The following is a 15,729-nucleotide window of genomic DNA, read 5'->3' on the forward strand; positions in this document are numbered from 1 at the left end:
AACGTAACCATTACTGTAGAACTGATTGCGCCTATCGCTATGGAAGAAGGTCTGCGCTTTGCGATTCGCGAAGGTGGCCGTACCGTAGGTGCGGGTGTGGTTTCTTCTGTAATCGCTTAAGTTTAGAGGCCAATAGCTCAATTGGTAGAGTATCGGTCTCCAAAACCGAGGGTTGGGGGTTCGAGACCCTCTTGGCCTGCCAAATAAAAAATTAACCGGCCTTGTGCCGGTTAATTTTTTTGTACTTAAGTTTTAAGATTATTTGGAATTAATTAATGGATCAATGCCGCTATCTAAAATGAAGGCGGGTGGGGTATTGATAAGTGAGTAAAGATGACAGAACATCCGTCTGGACGCAAAGAAGGCCATCAGAAAAAGGAAGTTGTGGTAAGTAATAAGCCGGCTCCTGAAAAGAAAGAAGGTCTGTTTGCATATTTTAAGAGCTCTTGGACTGAGTTTAAGAAGGTAGTTTGGCCGAGTCGTGATGAAGCGGTTAAAATGACTGTATTTGTGATTATCTTTGTTGCAGTTTTAGCAGCCTTCATTTATGCGGCAGATACAATTATTTCATGGTTGTTTTTTGATGTTTTATTAAATAGGAAAGGGTAAAGATGTCAAAGCGTTGGTATGTGGTACAGGCCTATTCCGGTTTCGAGAAAAATGTTCAAAAAACATTGAAAGAGCGTATTGCTCGTGAAAACATGGAAGAATATTTCGGTCAGATTCTCGTTCCTGTAGAGGAAGTGGTAGATATCAAGAATGGCCGAAAAACCATCAGTGAGCGTAAATTCTATCCAGGCTATGTGCTGGTTGAAATGGAAATGACCGATGATTCATGGCACTTGGTTAAGAGTACCCCTCGAGTAAATGGTTTTGTAGGTGGTAGCGGAAATCGTCCAATCCCAATTTCTCAAAAAGATGCAGATGCTATTTTGCAACAAGCCAAAACAGGTGTTGAGAAGCCAAAACCAAAAGTTGAATTCGAAGTGGGTCAGCAGGTTCGTGTGAATGAAGGTCCATTTGCTGATTTCAATGGAATTGTTGATGAAGTTAACTACGAGCGTAATAGACTGCGTGTTTCAGTTCAAATTTTTGGTCGGGAAACACCGGTTGAATTAGAGTTCGGTCAGGTTGAAAAGATTTAAGTGGTTTAATTCGCTTGAAAATTTTTTTTTAAGCAGATATAATCGCAAATTCTGTTTGGGAAGCGGAATGGTTCCGCGTTATACCCGTTTTTAGGAGTCCTTAAGTGGCAAAGAAAATTATCGGCTACATCAAACTGCAAATTCCTGCAGGTAAAGCCAATCCATCTCCCCCAGTTGGTCCTGCTTTGGGTCAGCGTGGTTTGAACATCATGGAATTCTGTAAAGCATTTAATGCTGCAACCCAAGGTATGGAACCTGGTTTGCCAATTCCAGTCGTGATTACTGCATTTGCAGATAAATCATTTACATTTGTGATGAAAACTCCACCAGCTTCTATCTTGTTGAAAAAAGCTGCTGGTCTGCAAAAAGGTAGTTCTAATCCTCTGACTAACAAAGTGGGTAAATTGACTCGCGCTCAGTTGGAAGAAATTGCTAAAACTAAAGAGCCTGATTTGACTGCTGCTGACTTGGATGCGGCTGTTCGTACTATCGCAGGTTCTGCTCGCTCAATGGGCTTGGACGTGGAGGGTGTTGTATAATGGCTAAAGTATCTAAACGCTTGAAAGCTCTACGCTCTTCTGTTGAAGCTAACAAACTGTACGCAATCGACGAAGCAATTGCTTTGGTTAAAAAAGCTGCTACTGCTAAATTTGACGAGTCTGTTGATGTATCTTTCAACTTGGGCGTTGATCCTCGTAAATCTGACCAAGTTATCCGTGGTTCAGTCGTTCTGCCTAAAGGTACCGGTAAAACAACTCGCGTAGCTGTATTTACTCAAGGTGCAAATGCAGATGCTGCTAAAGAAGCTGGTGCAGATATTGTCGGTTTTGAAGATCTGGCCGCTGAAATCAAAGCTGGTAACCTGAACTTTGACGTTGTTATTGCTTCTCCTGATGCAATGCGTATCGTTGGTCAATTGGGTACCATCTTGGGTCCTCGTGGTTTGATGCCAAACCCTAAAGTAGGTACTGTTACTCCTAACGTTGCTGAAGCAGTTAAAAATGCAAAAGCAGGTCAAGTACAATACCGTACAGATAAAGCCGGTATCGTTCATGCAACTATCGGTCGTGCTTCTTTCGCTGAAGCTGACTTGAAAGAAAACTTCAATGCGCTGCTGGATGCTATCGTTAAAGCCAAACCTGCTGCTGCTAAGGGTCAGTACCTGAAAAAAGTTGCTGTATCTAGCACTATGGGTTTGGGTGTTCGCGTTGATACTGCAAGCGTGAACAACTAAGAAATTTTCAGGTGATCTGATTTTCTGGATCACCTGAATTTGGGCTACTTAAAATTAAGTAGATGTCCAAGACCGTAGGGATCGTAAGATTTAATCGTAATTGCCCTACGCAGACGGTAGTCCTGAAACACATTGCAAGATTGCTTGTAAGATGTCTTTTTAGGTTACCGCGCTGGTGGGATATCATTCGGTATCCTGTTTATAAACAGTGGGAGGTAGACCTTGAGTCTCAATATTGAAACCAAGAAAGTGGCCGTAGAGGAAATTAGCGCAGCAATTGCTAACGCTCAAACTCTCGTAGTCGCTGAATATCGCGGTATCAGTGTTTCCAGTATGACTGAGCTTCGTGCAAATGCACGTAAAGAAGGCGTTTACTTGCGCGTTCTGAAAAATACTCTGGCTCGTCGCGCAGTAGAGGGTACTTCATTCGCAGGTTTGGCCGATCAAATGGTTGGTCCATTGGTTTACGCTGCTTCTGAAGATGCTGTTGCTGCTGCTAAAGTGCTGCACCAATTCGCGAAAAAAGATGACAAAATTATCGTTAAAGCCGGTTCTTACAATGGCGAAGTGATGAACCCTGCTCAGGTTGCTGAGTTGGCTTCTATTCCAAGCCGCGAAGAACTGTTGTCCAAACTGTTGTTCGTTATGCAAGCTCCTGTATCAGGCTTTGCACGTGGTTTGGCTGCTTTGGCAGAGAAAAAAGCTGGCGAAGAAGCCGCTTAATCGATTTTGTTTCATTTAATCAATTATTTTTTAATACAATATTTGGAGTAAAATAGCATGGCTATTACTAAAGAAGACATTTTGGAAGCCGTTGGTTCTTTGACCGTAATGGAATTGAACGACCTGGTTAAAGCTTTTGAAGAGAAATTTGGCGTTTCTGCTGCTGCCGTTGCAGTTGCAGGTCCTGCAGGTGCTGGTGCAGCTGCTGCTGAAGAAAAAACTGAATTTGATGTAGTATTGGCTTCTGCCGGTGATCAAAAAGTTGGCGTGATTAAAGTTGTCCGCGCTATCACTGGCCTGGGTCTGAAAGAAGCTAAAGACATCGTTGACGGTGCACCTAAAACTCTGAAAGAAGGTGTTTCTAAAGCTGAAGCTGAAGACATCCAAAAACAACTGGAAGAAGCCGGCGCTAAAGTCGAAATCAAATAATTTGATGCTTCCTATAAAGGCTGGCAGTTTTCTGCCAGCCTTATTTTGCTTCTTAAAATAAGCATCAGGCATTGTTTACATTTATTTGCATAGTCTTTATAAAATCATTGCAAATAAATGTAAATATCAGATTGATACATGCCGTTGTTTCAGACGGCCTATTATTTAAAATTGCTTTTCGGAGTGTATATGAGCTATTCGTTTACCGAGAAAAAACGTATCCGTAAGAGTTTTGCAAAGCGAGAGAATGTCTTAGATGTTCCTTTCCTGCTGGCAACCCAAATTGATTCTTATGCGAAATTTTTGCAGCTGGAAAATGCTTTTGACCAACGCACTGATGATGGTCTGCAAGCAGCATTTAATTCTATTTTCCCGATTGTGAGCCATAACGGTTATGCGCGATTGGAGTTTGTGCATTACACATTGGGCGAGCCTTTATTCGATATTCCTGAATGTCAATTGCGCGGCATTACTTACGCGGCTCCATTGCGTGCCCGTATCCGTTTGGTGATTTTGGATAAAGAAGCATCTAAGCCGACTGTAAAAGAAGTTCGTGAAAACGAAGTGTATATGGGTGAAATCCCATTGATGACGCCAAGCGGCTCTTTTGTCATCAATGGTACTGAGCGTGTGATTGTTTCCCAGCTGCACCGTTCTCCTGGCGTGTTCTTTGAGCATGACCGTGGTAAAACACATTCTTCCGGTAAGCTGTTGTTCTCTGCTCGTATTATTCCTTACCGTGGTTCATGGTTGGATTTCGAATTTGATCCAAAAGATTTGCTGTATTTCCGTATCGACCGTCGCCGTAAAATGCCGGTTACGATTTTGTTGAAAGCTTTGGGCTACAACAATGAACAAATCTTGGATATTTTCTACGACAAAGAAACTTTCTATTTGTCTTCAAACGGTGTTCAAACTGATCTGATTGCAGGCCGTCTGAAAGGTGAAACTGCCAAAGTTGATATCTTGGATAAAGAAGGCAATGTACTGGTTGCCAAAAGTAAACGCATTACTGCGAAAAATATCCGTGATATTACCAATGCAGGCTTGACTCGTTTGAATGTAGAGCCAGAAAGCTTGATAGGCAAATCATTGGCTGCTGACCTGATTGATCCGGAAACCGGCGAAGTATTGGCTTCTGCTAACGATGAAATTACAGAAGAACTGTTGGCCAAACTTGATATCCATGGTGTAAAAGAAATTACGACCCTTTATATCAACGAATTGGATCAAGGCGGTTACATCTCCAGCACTCTGCGTACAGACGAAACTGCTGATCAGCAGGCTGCACGCGTAGCGATTTACCGCATGATGCGTCCTGGCGAACCGCCTACCGAAGAAGCTGTTGAGCAGCTCTTCAACCGCTTGTTCTTCAGTGAAGACAGCTATGATTTGTCTCGCGTAGGCCGTATGAAATTTAATACGCGTACATACGAGCAAAAACTGTCTGAAGCACAACAAAACTCTTGGTATGGCCGTTTGTTGAATGAGACTTTGGCCGGAGCTGCCGAAAAAGGCGGTTATGTCCTGAGTGTCGAAGATATTGTTGCCTCAATTGCTACTTTGGTTGAATTGCGTAACGGTCATGGTGAAGTGGACGATATTGACCACTTGGGTAATCGTCGTGTTCGTTCTGTGGGTGAGTTGACTGAAAACCAATTCCGTAGCGGTTTGGCTCGTGTAGAACGCGCAGTTAAAGAGCGTCTGAACCAAGCAGAATCTGAGAACTTGATGCCGCATGACTTGATCAATGCGAAACCTGTTTCTGCCGCGATTAAAGAATTCTTCGGCTCTAGCCAATTGAGCCAATTTATGGATCAGACCAACCCATTGTCTGAAGTTACCCATAAACGCCGTGTATCTGCATTGGGCCCGGGCGGTTTGACTCGCGAACGTGCCGGCTTTGAGGTGCGAGACGTACACCCGACCCACTATGGCCGTGTATGTCCTATTGAAACACCTGAGGGTCCAAACATTGGTTTGATCAACTCATTGTCCGTTTATGCGCGTACCAATGATTATGGTTTCTTGGAAACCCCTTACCGCCGTGTTGTCGATGGCAAAGTAACTGAAGAAATCGACTACTTGTCTGCTATTGAAGAAGGCCGTTATGTGATTGCACAGGCGAATGCCGATTTGGACAAAGACGGTAATCTGATTGGCGACTTGGTTACTTGTCGTGAAAAAGGCGAAACCATTATGGCAACGCCTGACCGCGTTCAATATATGGACGTGGCAACCGGTCAAGTAGTATCTGTTGCAGCATCTCTGATTCCATTCTTGGAGCATGATGACGCGAACCGTGCATTGATGGGCGCCAACATGCAACGTCAGGCCGTACCTTGCCTGCGCCCTGAAAAACCAATGGTTGGTACCGGTATCGAGCGTTCTGTTGCGGTTGACTCTGCAACTGCAATCGTTGCCCGCCGTGGCGGTGTGGTTGAATATGTAGATGCCAACCGTGTGGTGATTCGTGTCCATGACGATGAGGCAACTGCCGGTGAAGTGGGTGTCGATATTTACAACTTGGTTAAATTTACCCGTTCCAACCAATCTACCAACATCAACCAACGTCCGGCTGTCAAAGCAGGCGATGTTTTGCAACGCGGTGATTTGATTGCTGACGGTGCATCCACCGATTTGGGCGAATTGGCTCTGGGTCAAAACATGACCATCGCCTTTATGCCGTGGAACGGTTACAACTACGAAGACTCGATTCTGATTTCTGAAAAAGTAGCTGCAGACGACCGCTATACTTCGATTCACATTGAGGAATTGAACGTTGTTGCCCGTGATACCAAGCTGGGTGCGGAAGACATTACCCGCGATATTCCGAACTTGTCCGAGCGTATGCAAAACCGTTTGGATGAATCCGGTATTGTTTACATCGGTGCAGAAGTAGAAGCTGGTGACGTCTTGGTAGGTAAAGTAACACCTAAAGGTGAAACCCAACTGACTCCTGAAGAAAAACTGCTGCGTGCCATCTTCGGTGAAAAAGCGTCTGACGTAAAAGATACTTCATTGCGTATGCCTACCGGCATGAGCGGTACCGTTATCGATGTTCAAGTCTTTACTCGTGAAGGTATTCAACGCGACAAACGTGCTCAATCCATTATTGATTCTGAGCTGAAACGTTACCGTCAAGACTTGAGCGACCAGTTGCGTATTTTTGATAACGACGCATTTGACCGTATTGAGCGCATGATTGTCGGCCAAAAAGCTAACGGTGGCCCGATGAAGCTGGCTAAAGGCAGCGAAATTACTACTGAATATCTGGCAAGCCTGTCAAGCAAACATGATTGGTTTGACATCCGTCTGGCTGACGAAGATTTGGCCAAACAGTTGGAACTGATTAAATTGAGTCTGCAACAAAAACGCGAAGAAGCGGATGAGTTGTATGAGATCAAGAAGAAAAAACTGACCCAAGGCGACGAGCTGCAACCGGGCGTACAAAAAATGGTGAAAGTATTTATCGCCATCAAACGCCGTCTGCAAGCCGGTGACAAAATGGCGGGTCGCCACGGTAACAAAGGCGTGGTATCACGCATTCTGCCAGTGGAAGACATGCCTTACATGGCTGACGGCCGTCCGGTAGACATCGTACTGAACCCGTTGGGTGTACCTTCCCGTATGAACATCGGTCAGATTTTGGAAGTTCACTTGGGTTGGGCGGCAAAAGGTATCGGCGAGCGTATCGACCGTATGCTGAAAGAGCAACGCAAAGCCAGCGAGCTGCGTGAATTCTTGAACAAGCTCTACAACGGTAGCGGTAAGAAAGAAGATTTGGACAGCCTGACAGATGAAGAAATCATCGAATTGGCTTCTAACCTGCGCAAAGGTGCATCTTTCGCCTCTCCTGTATTCGACGGTGCGAAAGAGTCTGAAATCCGCGAAATGTTGAACTTGGCTTACCCAAGCGAAGATCCTGAGGTTGAGAAACTGGGCTTCAACGACAGTAAAACTCAAATCACGCTGTATGACGGCCGTTCAGGCGAAGCATTTGACCGCAAGGTTACAGTCGGTGTGATGCACTATCTGAAACTGCACCACTTGGTTGACGAAAAAATGCACGCCCGTTCTACCGGTCCATACAGTCTGGTAACCCAGCAGCCTCTGGGCGGTAAAGCTCAGTTCGGTGGACAACGTTTCGGTGAGATGGAGGTTTGGGCATTGGAAGCATACGGCGCGGCATACACGCTGCAAGAGATGCTGACTGTGAAGTCAGACGACGTGAACGGTCGTACCAAAATGTACGAAAACATCGTCAAAGGCGAACACAAAATCGATGCTGGTATGCCTGAATCCTTCAACGTATTGGTTAAAGAGATTCGCTCACTGGGCTTGGATATCGATTTGGAACGTTACTAAACAGAAGTTTTCAGACGGCCCCTCAAGGTCGTCTGAAAAAGCGGTTTCAGAATAAGAATGAAGCAATCGGCATTTAGGCCGTCTGAAATCAAAAGTACCGTTTCCCAATATCGAAAATCCGCCATGCGGTAAAAATACTTCCTTCAAGGAGCAAAAATGAATTTGTTGAACTTATTTAATCCGTTGCAAACTGCCGGCATGGAAGAAGAGTTTGATGCCATCAAAATCGGTATTGCCTCTCCCGAAACCATCCGCTCATGGTCTTATGGCGAAGTTAAAAAACCTGAAACCATCAACTACCGTACGTTCAAACCTGAGCGCGACGGTTTGTTCTGCGCCAAAATCTTTGGCCCGGTCAAAGACTATGAATGTTTGTGCGGTAAATACAAACGCTTGAAATTTAAAGGCGTAACCTGTGAAAAATGTGGCGTAGAAGTTACCCTTTCCAAAGTACGCCGCGAACGCATGGGCCACATTGAATTGGCAGCACCAGTTGCCCACATTTGGTTCTTGAAATCCCTGCCTTCCCGCTTGGGTATGGTATTGGACATGACTTTGCGCGATATCGAACGCGTATTGTACTTTGAAGCATTTGTGGTAACCGATCCCGGTATGACTCCGTTGCAACGTCGTCAATTGCTGACTGAAGACGATTACTACAACAAACTGGACGAATACGGCGATGACTTCGATGCCAAAATGGGTGCAGAAGGTATCCGTGAATTGCTGCGCACCTTGGATATTACCGGCGAAATCGAAATCCTGCGTCAAGAGCTGGAATCTACCGGTTCTGACACCAAAATTAAAAAAATTGCCAAACGTTTGAAAGTATTGGAAGCCTTTCACCGTTCCGGTATGAAACTGGAATGGATGATTATGGATGTGCTGCCGGTATTGCCGCCTGATTTGCGTCCGTTGGTTCCATTGGATGGTGGTCGTTTTGCCACTTCCGATTTGAACGATTTGTACCGCCGCGTTATCAACCGTAACAACCGTCTGAAACGTCTGTTGGAACTGCATGCGCCTGACATCATCGTTCGTAACGAAAAACGTATGTTGCAAGAAGCGGTTGATTCCCTGTTGGATAACGGCCGTCGCGGTAAAGCCATGACCGGTGCCAACAAACGCCCGCTGAAATCATTGGCTGACATGATTAAAGGTAAAGGCGGCCGCTTCCGTCAAAACCTGCTGGGTAAACGTGTGGACTACTCTGGTCGTTCCGTGATTACCGTAGGCCCATACCTGCGTCTGCACCAATGTGGTCTGCCGAAAAAAATGGCGTTGGAACTGTTCAAACCATTTATTTTCCACAAATTGGAAAAACAAGGTTTGGCTTCTACCGTTAAAGCTGCGAAAAAATTGGTAGAGCAAGAGGTGCCTGAAGTATGGGATATCTTGGAAGAAGTCATCCGCGAACATCCGATTATGTTGAACCGTGCGCCAACCCTGCACCGTTTGGGTATTCAAGCGTTTGAACCTATCCTGATTGAAGGTAAAGCGATTCAGTTGCACCCATTGGTGTGTGCCGCATTTAACGCCGACTTTGACGGTGACCAAATGGCTGTACACGTTCCATTGAGCTTGGAAGCACAAATGGAAGCACGCACGCTGATGCTGGCTTCAAACAACGTATTGTCTCCAGCCAACGGCGAACCAATCATCGTACCTTCTCAAGATATCGTATTGGGTTTGTACTACATGACCCGCGACCGTATCAATGCCAAAGGTGAAGGCAGCCTGTTTGCCGATGTGAAAGAAGTACATCGTGCATACCATACCAAACAGGTTGAACTGGGTACGAAAATTACCGTACGTCTGCGCGAATGGGTGAAAAACGAAGCAGGTGAGTTTGAGCCTGTTGTTAACCGTTATGAAACAACCGTCGGCCGTGCATTGTTGAGCGAAATCTTGCCTAAAGGCCTGCCGTTCGAGTACATCAACAAAGCGCTGAAGAAAAAAGAAATTTCTAAACTGATTAACGCATCATTCCGTCTGTGCGGCTTGCGTGATACAGTTATTTTCGCTGACCACCTGATGTATACCGGTTTCGGTTTTGCGGCAAAAGGCGGTATTTCCATTGCGGTTGACGATATGGAAATTCCGAAAGAAAAAGCAGCCTTGCTGGCTGAGGCTAATGCCGAAGTTAAAGAAATCGAAGACCAATACCGTCAAGGTTTGGTAACCAACGGCGAACGTTACAATAAAGTGGTCGATATTTGGGGTCGTGCCGGCGATAAGATCGCTAAAGCGATGATGGACAACCTGTCCAAACAAAAAGTCATCGACCGTGACGGCAACGAAGTTGATCAAGAGTCCTTTAACTCTATTTACATGATGGCCGACTCTGGTGCCCGTGGTTCTGCGGCTCAGATTAAACAGTTGTCCGGTATGCGTGGTTTGATGGCAAAACCTGACGGCTCCATTATTGAAACGCCTATTACCTCCAACTTCCGCGAAGGTCTGACCGTATTGCAATACTTTATTGCGACCCACGGTGCACGTAAGGGTTTGGCGGATACCGCGTTGAAAACTGCAAACTCCGGTTACCTGACCCGTCGTTTGGTAGACGTAACCCAAGACTTGGTAGTTGTTGAAGACGATTGCGGTACTTCAGACGGCTTTGTGATGAAGGCAGTGGTACAAGGCGGTGATGTGATTGAAGCCTTGCGCGATCGTATTTTGGGCCGCGTTACTGCTTCTGATGTTGTCGATCCTTCGACTGGCGAGACTTTGGTTGAAGCTGGTACGTTGTTGACCGAGAAACTGGTAGATATGATCGACCAATCTGGTGTCGATGAAGTCAAAGTCCGTACGCCGATTACTTGTAAAACCCGTCATGGCCTGTGTGCACACTGTTATGGTCGCGACTTGGCACGCGGTAAACTGGTTAACGCCGGTGAGGCAGTTGGTGTGATTGCTGCACAATCCATTGGTGAACCAGGTACTCAGCTGACCATGCGTACGTTCCACATTGGTGGTGCGGCATCTCGTGCGGCAGCAGCCAGCCAAGTAGAAGCCAAATCCAACGGTACAGCACGTTTCAGCAGCCAAATGCGTTACGTTGCCAATAACAAAGGTGAGTTGGTTGTCATTGGCCGCTCTTGTGAAGTAGTGATTCACGACGATATTGGTCGCGAACGTGAACGTCACAAAGTACCTTACGGTGCAATCCTGCTGGTACAAGATGGTGAAGCTATTAAAGCCGGTCAAACTTTGGCGACTTGGGATCCGCATACCCGTCCTATGATCACCGAACACGCAGGTACGGTGAAATTCGAGAACGTGGAAGAGGGTGTTACTGTTGCGAAACAAACTGACGATGTAACCGGTTTGTCTACTCTGGTAGTGATTGACGGTAAACGTCGTTCCTCTAGTGCTTCTAAACTGTTGCGTCCAACTGTCAAACTGTTGGATGAAAATGGTCTGGAAATCTGCATTCCAGGTACGACTACCCCAGTTTCTATGGCATTCCCGGTCGGTGCGGTGATTACCATCCGTGAAGGTCAGGAAGTCGGTAAGGGTGATGTATTGGCGCGTATTCCGCAAGCGTCTTCTAAAACCCGCGATATTACCGGTGGTTTGCCGCGCGTTGCTGAGTTGTTTGAAGCACGCGTACCGAAAGATGCCGGCATGTTGGCTGAAATTACCGGTACCGTTTCCTTCGGTAAAGAAACCAAAGGTAAACAGCGTCTGATTATTACCGACGTAGACGGTGTGGCATACGAAACGCTGATTTCTAAAGAGAAACAGATTTTGGTACACGACGGTCAAGTGGTAAACCGCGGTGAAACCATCGTAGACGGTGCCGTAGATCCACACGACATTCTGCGTCTGCAAGGTATCGAAGCATTGGCTCGCTACATTGTTCAAGAGGTACAAGAGGTTTACCGCCTGCAAGGTGTGAAGATTTCCGATAAACACATCGAAGTCATCATCCGCCAAATGCTGCGTCGAGTGAACATCGTTGATTCCGGTGATACAGAGTTCATTACCGGTGAGCAAGTTGAGCGTGGCGATGTGATGCTTGCCAATGAAAAAGCCATGGCTGAAGACAAAGAGCCTGCACGTTATGAAAACGTGTTGCTGGGTATTACCAAAGCTTCCTTGTCTACAGACAGCTTCATTTCAGCGGCATCGTTCCAAGAAACAACCCGCGTCTTGACAGAGGCCGCTATTATGGGCAAACAAGACGAGCTGCGCGGTCTGAAAGAGAACGTGATTGTCGGTCGTTTGATTCCTGCCGGTACAGGTTTGACCTACCACCGCAGCCGTCATCAACAATGGCAGCAAGCCGATCAAGAAACTTCTGAAATCGAAGCTTCAGACGAATAATCCGGAAGGATTTTCGTGAAAATAAAACCGCAAGACTGGCTTGCGGTTTTATTTTATAGAGGGCTTAGGATAGAGTAGAGAGTGAGGCCGTCTGAATCTTTCAGACGGCCATTGCTTCCAAAATTTTAAAGATAAATAGAAAAACACCAAACTTTATCAGTCATTTGCTTGACTAAACCCTTGCAATAAAAATATAATTCCAATCTTGTCGACATGGTGTCGGCAAGTATTTAACTCAACAGGACGAGAAAATATGCCAACTATTAACCAATTGGTACGCAAAGGCCGTCAAAAGCCTGTGTACGTAAACAAAGTGCCTGCACTGGAAGCTTGCCCGCAAAAACGTGGCGTGTGCACCCGTGTATACACAACTACCCCTAAAAAACCTAACTCTGCATTGCGTAAAGTATGTAAAGTTCGCCTGACCAACGGTTTTGAAGTAATTTCATACATCGGCGGTGAAGGCCACAACCTGCAAGAGCACAGTGTCGTATTGATCCGCGGCGGTCGTGTAAAAGACTTGCCAGGTGTACGTTACCACACTGTACGCGGTTCTTTGGATACTGCAGGTGTTAAAGACCGTAAACAAGCCCGTTCTAAATACGGTGCTAAGCGTCCTAAATAATTATCGGGACTCAAATAGGCACGTCGGCCGCCTAAGCTGAACAACGGCCGAGTAAGTGAATACTCAATTGGGTATTCATGGGAATTGCCCCAACTGAATAGATTAAAGGAAATTAAAATGCCAAGACGTAGAGAAGTCCCTAAGCGCGACGTACTGCCAGATCCTAAATTCGGCAGCGTTGAGCTGACTAAATTCATGAACGTATTGATGATTGACGGTAAAAAATCTGTTGCAGAACGTATCGTTTACGGTGCGCTGGAACAAATTGAGAAAAAAACCGGCAAAGTAGCAATCGAAGTATTTAACGAAGCCATTGCAAACGCCAAACCTATCGTGGAAGTGAAAAGCCGCCGTGTAGGTGGTGCAAACTACCAAGTTCCTGTTGAAGTTCGTCCTTCACGTCGTCTGGCTTTGGCAATGCGCTGGGTTCGCGACGCGGCCCGTAAACGTGGTGAGAAATCTATGGACCTGCGTTTGGCAGGTGAATTGATTGATGCGGCTGAAGGTCGTGGTGGTGCGTTGAAAAAACGTGAAGAAGTACACCGCATGGCTGAAGCTAACAAAGCATTCTCTCACTTCCGTTTCTAATATCGAAAGGCTAACAAAATGGCTCGTAAGACCCCTATCAGCCTGTATCGCAATATCGGTATTTCTGCCCATATTGACGCGGGTAAAACAACCACAACAGAACGTATTTTGTTCTATACAGGTTTGACTCACAAATTGGGCGAAGTGCATGACGGTGCAGCTACTACCGACTACATGGAGCAAGAGCAAGAGCGTGGTATTACCATTACTTCTGCTGCTGTGACTTCTTATTGGTCCGGTATGGCGAAACAGTTCCCTGAGCATCGTTTCAACATCATCGACACCCCGGGACACGTTGACTTTACTGTAGAGGTAGAGCGTTCTATGCGTGTATTGGACGGCGCGGTAATGGTTTACTGTGCAGTAGGCGGTGTTCAACCTCAATCTGAAACCGTATGGCGTCAAGCTAACAAATACCAAGTACCTCGCTTGGCATTTGTAAACAAAATGGACCGTCAAGGTGCCAACTTCTTCCGCGTTGTTGAGCAAATGAAAACTCGTTTGCGCGCAAACCCAGTACCTATCGTGATTCCGGTTGGTGCGGAAGACAGCTTCAGCGGTGTTGTTGACCTGTTGAAAATGAAATCCATTATTTGGAATGAAGCCGATAAAGGTACAACCTTTACCTATGGCGATATTCCTGCTGAATTGGTTGAGACTGCTGAAGAATGGCGTCAAAACATGATTGAAGCTGCAGCAGAGGCCAGCGAAGAATTGATGGACAAATACTTGGGCGGTGATGAGCTGACTGAAGAAGAAATCGTAGGCGCATTGCGTCAACGTACTTTGGCCGGTGAAATTCAACCAATGTTGTGCGGTTCAGCATTCAAAAACAAAGGTGTTCAACGTATGTTGGACGCAGTTGTAGAATTGCTGCCTGCTCCTACCGACATTCCTCCAGTTCAAGGTGTTAACCCTAACACTGAAGAAGCTGACAGCCGTGAAGCCAGCGATGAAGAGAAATTCTCTGCATTGGCATTCAAAATGTTGAACGACAAATATGTTGGTCAATTGACCTTCATCCGCGTTTACTCTGGTGTTGTGAAATCCGGTGATACCGTATTGAACTCAGTAAAAGGTACTCGCGAACGTATCGGTCGTCTGGTGCAAATGACTGCTGCAGACCGTACTGAAATCGAAGAAGTACGTGCTGGTGATATTGCAGCTGCAATCGGTCTGAAAGACGTTACCACTGGTGAAACCCTGTGTGCTGAAAGCGCACCAATCATCTTGGAACGTATGGAATTCCCTGAGCCGGTAATTCACATTGCTGTTGAGCCAAAAACTAAAGCCGACCAAGAAAAAATGGGTATTGCTCTGAACCGTTTGGCTAAGGAAGACCCTTCTTTCCGCGTTCGTACAGATGAAGAATCTGGTCAAACCATTATTTCCGGTATGGGTGAGTTGCACTTGGAAATTATTGTTGACCGTATGAAACGCGAATTCGGTGTGGAAGCTAACATTGGTGCGCCTCAAGTTGCATACCGTGAAACTATCCGCAAAGAAGTTGAAGCAGAATACAAACACGCCAAACAATCTGGTGGTAAAGGTCAATACGGTCACGTTGTGATCAAAATGGAACCTATGGAACCAGGTGGCGAAGGTTACGAATTTATCGACGAAATTAAAGGTGGTGTGATTCCTCGCGAATTTATTCCGTCTGTCGATAAAGGTATCCGTGATACTCTGCCTAACGGTATCGTTGCCGGTTACCCAGTTGTTGACGTTCGTGTACGTTTGATCTTCGGTTCTTCGCATGATGTAGACTCTTCACAACTGGCCTTCGAATTGGCAGCTTCTCAAGCCTTTAAAGAAGGTATGCGTAAAGCTAATCCAGCTCTGTTGGAACCAATTATGGCAGTTGAGGTGGAAACACCTGAAGAATACATGGGTGACGTAATGGGCGACTTGAACCGTCGTCGTGGCGTTGTATTGGGTATGGATGATGACGGTATCGGTGGTAAGAAAGTTCGCGCCGAAGTACCTCTGGCAGAAATGTTCGGTTACTCAACCGACTTGCGTTCTGCAACCCAAGGTCGCGCTACTTACTCCATGGAGTTCAAAAAATACGCTGAAGCTCCTGCTCACGTAGCTGCTGCTGTAACTGAAGCCCGTAAAGGCTAATCAGAAAAGGCCGTCTGAAACTGAAAATAAATTTTCAGACGGCCATTGTTCTTTAATCGATCTTTATATGTAAAGGAATTAGCTCATGGCTAAGGAAAAATTTGAACGTAGCAAACCGCACGTAAACGTTGGCACCATCGGTCACGTTGACCATGGTAAAA

Annotated in this window: 11 protein-coding genes, 1 tRNA gene and 1 pseudogene; all 13 read left to right on the forward strand. The window is 45.9% G+C overall.

Features of this window, described 5'->3' with window-relative positions; genetic code table 11:
* Positions 1-120, forward strand: a pseudogene (locus ACTHR2_RS10245) (hypothetical protein); the annotation flags it as partial.
* Positions 121-126: 6 nt separating this feature from the next.
* Positions 127-202: transfer RNA gene (locus ACTHR2_RS10250), tRNA-Trp, on the forward strand.
* A gap of 131 nt (positions 203-333) precedes the next feature.
* On the forward strand, positions 334-609 hold the full coding sequence (gene secE / locus ACTHR2_RS10255; protein ID WP_070461116.1) for a preprotein translocase subunit SecE: 276 nt from the start codon (positions 334-336) through the stop codon (positions 607-609).
* Positions 610-611: 2 nt separating this feature from the next.
* Positions 612-1,145, forward strand: coding sequence for a transcription termination/antitermination protein NusG (nusG, locus tag ACTHR2_RS10260; protein ID WP_003680697.1), 534 nt, complete (start codon positions 612-614; stop codon positions 1,143-1,145).
* A 104-nt stretch (positions 1,146-1,249) separates the two neighbouring features.
* Positions 1,250-1,684 (forward strand): 50S ribosomal protein L11, encoded by a 435-nt coding sequence (rplK, locus tag ACTHR2_RS10265; RefSeq protein ID WP_002220151.1) that lies wholly within the window; start codon positions 1,250-1,252, stop codon positions 1,682-1,684.
* Positions 1,684-2,379: a 50S ribosomal protein L1 gene (rplA, locus tag ACTHR2_RS10270; RefSeq protein ID WP_003677918.1), complete on the forward strand. Its 696-nt coding sequence runs from the start codon at positions 1,684-1,686 to the stop codon at positions 2,377-2,379. The genes rplK and rplA overlap by 1 nt, the downstream gene beginning before the upstream one ends.
* 222 nt (positions 2,380-2,601) lie before the next feature.
* Positions 2,602-3,102: a 50S ribosomal protein L10 gene (gene rplJ, locus ACTHR2_RS10275; RefSeq protein ID WP_003680699.1), complete on the forward strand. Its 501-nt coding sequence runs from the start codon at positions 2,602-2,604 to the stop codon at positions 3,100-3,102.
* A gap of 57 nt (positions 3,103-3,159) precedes the next feature.
* Positions 3,160-3,531, forward strand: coding sequence for a 50S ribosomal protein L7/L12 (gene rplL / locus ACTHR2_RS10280; RefSeq protein ID WP_003677916.1), 372 nt, complete (start codon positions 3,160-3,162; stop codon positions 3,529-3,531).
* 189 nt (positions 3,532-3,720) lie between these two features.
* The gene (gene rpoB, locus ACTHR2_RS10285) at positions 3,721-7,899 is read left to right on the forward strand and encodes a DNA-directed RNA polymerase subunit beta (protein WP_263338979.1); all 4,179 of its coding nucleotides are present in this window, start codon (positions 3,721-3,723) and stop codon (positions 7,897-7,899) included.
* Positions 7,900-8,055: 156 nt separating this feature from the next.
* The gene (gene rpoC, locus ACTHR2_RS10290) at positions 8,056-12,231 is read left to right on the forward strand and encodes a DNA-directed RNA polymerase subunit beta' (RefSeq protein ID WP_263338976.1); all 4,176 of its coding nucleotides are present in this window, start codon (positions 8,056-8,058) and stop codon (positions 12,229-12,231) included.
* A gap of 253 nt (positions 12,232-12,484) precedes the next feature.
* Positions 12,485-12,856: a 30S ribosomal protein S12 gene (gene rpsL, locus ACTHR2_RS10295; protein ID WP_002218431.1), complete on the forward strand. Its 372-nt coding sequence runs from the start codon at positions 12,485-12,487 to the stop codon at positions 12,854-12,856.
* Between the two features lie 117 nt (positions 12,857-12,973).
* A complete protein-coding gene (gene rpsG / locus ACTHR2_RS10300) occupies positions 12,974-13,444 on the forward strand; it encodes a 30S ribosomal protein S7 (RefSeq protein ID WP_002240962.1) in 471 nt (156 codons plus the stop codon).
* Positions 13,445-13,462: 18 nt separating this feature from the next.
* Positions 13,463-15,568: an elongation factor G gene (gene fusA, locus ACTHR2_RS10305; RefSeq protein WP_263338966.1), complete on the forward strand. Its 2,106-nt coding sequence runs from the start codon at positions 13,463-13,465 to the stop codon at positions 15,566-15,568.
* Positions 15,569-15,729: the final 161 nt, after the last annotated feature.

The sequence above is a fragment of the Neisseria sp. P0006.S004 genome, from assembly GCF_051963015.1.
Taxonomy (GTDB): Bacteria; Pseudomonadota; Gammaproteobacteria; order Burkholderiales; family Neisseriaceae; genus Neisseria.